3 protein-coding genes are annotated in these 1819 nt (G+C 50.5%); 2 read left to right on the top strand and 1 reads right to left on the bottom strand.

The annotated features are described in order from the left end of the window. The coding region (gene nfsA, locus ACFRAK_RS28235; RefSeq protein ID WP_394573072.1) for an oxygen-insensitive NADPH nitroreductase at positions 1-740 on the top strand (740 nt) is incomplete at its 5' end. Between the two features lie 203 nt (positions 741-943). Further along, complete coding sequence (locus tag ACFRAK_RS28230) at positions 944-1132, top strand: aspartyl-phosphate phosphatase Spo0E family protein (RefSeq protein WP_023965194.1); 189 nt, start codon at positions 944-946, stop codon at positions 1130-1132. Between the two features lie 16 nt (positions 1133-1148). On the opposite strand, the gene ACFRAK_RS28225 is transcribed toward ACFRAK_RS28230, so the two are convergent. After that, on the bottom strand, positions 1149-1819 hold a 671-nt coding region (locus ACFRAK_RS28225; protein ID WP_394573071.1), incomplete at its 5' end, for a TatD family hydrolase.

Below are 1819 nucleotides of genomic sequence, written 5' to 3'. Positions count from 1 at the left end.
ATGATACGCTATCATTATTAATGAATCACCGATCCATTCGTAAATATTCGGCCAGACCGGTTATGGATGAGGATCTGCGAGTCATTATATCCGCGGCCCAGATGGCATCCACCTCCAGTAATGTACAGGCTTATAGCGTGATTGCCATCACCGATGCAGCACAGAAGCAGAGGTTATCAGGCTTAGCGGGTAATCAAGCGTATATCGTAGAGTGTCCCGTGTTTCTAGTATGGTGCGCTGACCTGTATCGTTTGAAAAAAGGAGCAGACGCGCATCTGGCAGACAAGCAGGCGTATGCAGATTCGACCGAGAATTTCATCGTGGCTACGGTGGATGCCGCGCTGGCTGCGCAAAATGCGGCGATTGCGGCCGAATCGCTAGGTATGGGCATCGTATATATCGGCGGGGTGCGCAATCACGTTGCCGAATTCTCCGAAGCTCTGGAGCTGCCGGAACTGGTGTACCCGGTATTTGGCATGTGCCTTGGTTATCCGGATCAGGAGCCGGGCTTGCGCCCGCGATTGCCGGTTGAAGCCGTGCTTCACCAAGGGACCTATAACCGCACCGGCATCGAGACTGAGGTGGCCAAGTATGACCAGGTTTCATCGGCGTATTTGTCCGAGCGGACAGGGGGCAAGAACAGCACGCCGTGGTCTGAGCTGATGGCCAGACGACTTGCCGAACCCGTCAGGCTGCATATGCAGGATTTTCTCAAGCAGAAAGGATTTATGAAGCGATAATGGAGAGGAAGCGTAACTACTTTATTGTAGGGACGCTTTTTTTGTGTGCCTGAGGCCTGTGGAGCACAGCAGCAATGCATGGATAAGGTCAGGGGGAAATGCCGCTCTAAGGGTCCGGGTTGACATTCCTGATGTCTAATATCCTGTATCCTATAATTTTACATTAAAGTGTAAAATATTACATGAGAGGAGGACATACTGTCATGAAAACTATGGAAGTTATAAAGAATGATATCGAACAAGAGAGACATAAGCTTCATCGGATGAAGCAGCGATATTGTGACTTTAATCATCCTAAAGTCCTCAGGCAATCCGTAGTGCTCGATGAATTGCTGAACCAGTACAGTAGCTCCATTAGAGCGACGAAGTCAAAGCGCAGACATTCCACGTAATATTTGTCAGAACGATTTACAAACCATACATAGTAACCGCATTATCATATAAGCGCTGGCGCGCCTCGGTCTCTGACATCCCCTTAAGCTCAGCCCATGCTGTGGCCACGGCGGCGGTCATCTCGGGATGGGTCATCTGATCGGCGAAAGGCCCCTCGAACGGCCATGGTCCATCCGTTTCACTCATTACCAGATGCTCCGGATAAGATCGAGCAATCTCGCGAATCTCCTCTTCATAGAGAATATCAGGCGTGAAGGATATGTAATATCCGTTCCTTGCCATCCGTCCGAGTGTCTCACGCGAGCCCTTGAACCAATGAAAATGGGCATGGGTAACATCGTGCTTCTCGAGCAGGCGGCATGCGATGTCCGCATCTTCGTATACGGCATGGAGAATGACGGGCTTATGGAATTTCTTCGCGAACATAATGAATTGTTCGAGCATCGCCTCGTAAGGCCGATTATCCCAGGAACGACCTTCAGCCTCCGCTTCTATTCGGTTGTAGTAGGGGAGACCGATCTCTCCCACGGCAATCATCTCGTCCACATGTTGTTCCATCCATTCCAGCAGCTCTTTTAGGTCCGATGATGACAGCAGTGGCTGCTCCGGATGATAGCCGAAGGCCGGGCGAACTTTATCGCCATGTACCCGTCCAAGTTCTAAATTTCGTTTGCACGATGCTAGAT

Source organism: Peribacillus sp. NPDC056705, from assembly GCF_043656335.1.
This window is presented reverse-complemented; position numbering and strand designations above follow the sequence as displayed.

Excerpts from the sequence above, each read along its gene's own strand:
- ACFRAK_RS28230 (WP_023965194.1), top strand. The coding sequence starts at position 944 with ATGAAAACTATGGAAGTTATAAAGAATGATATCGAACAAGAGAGACAT.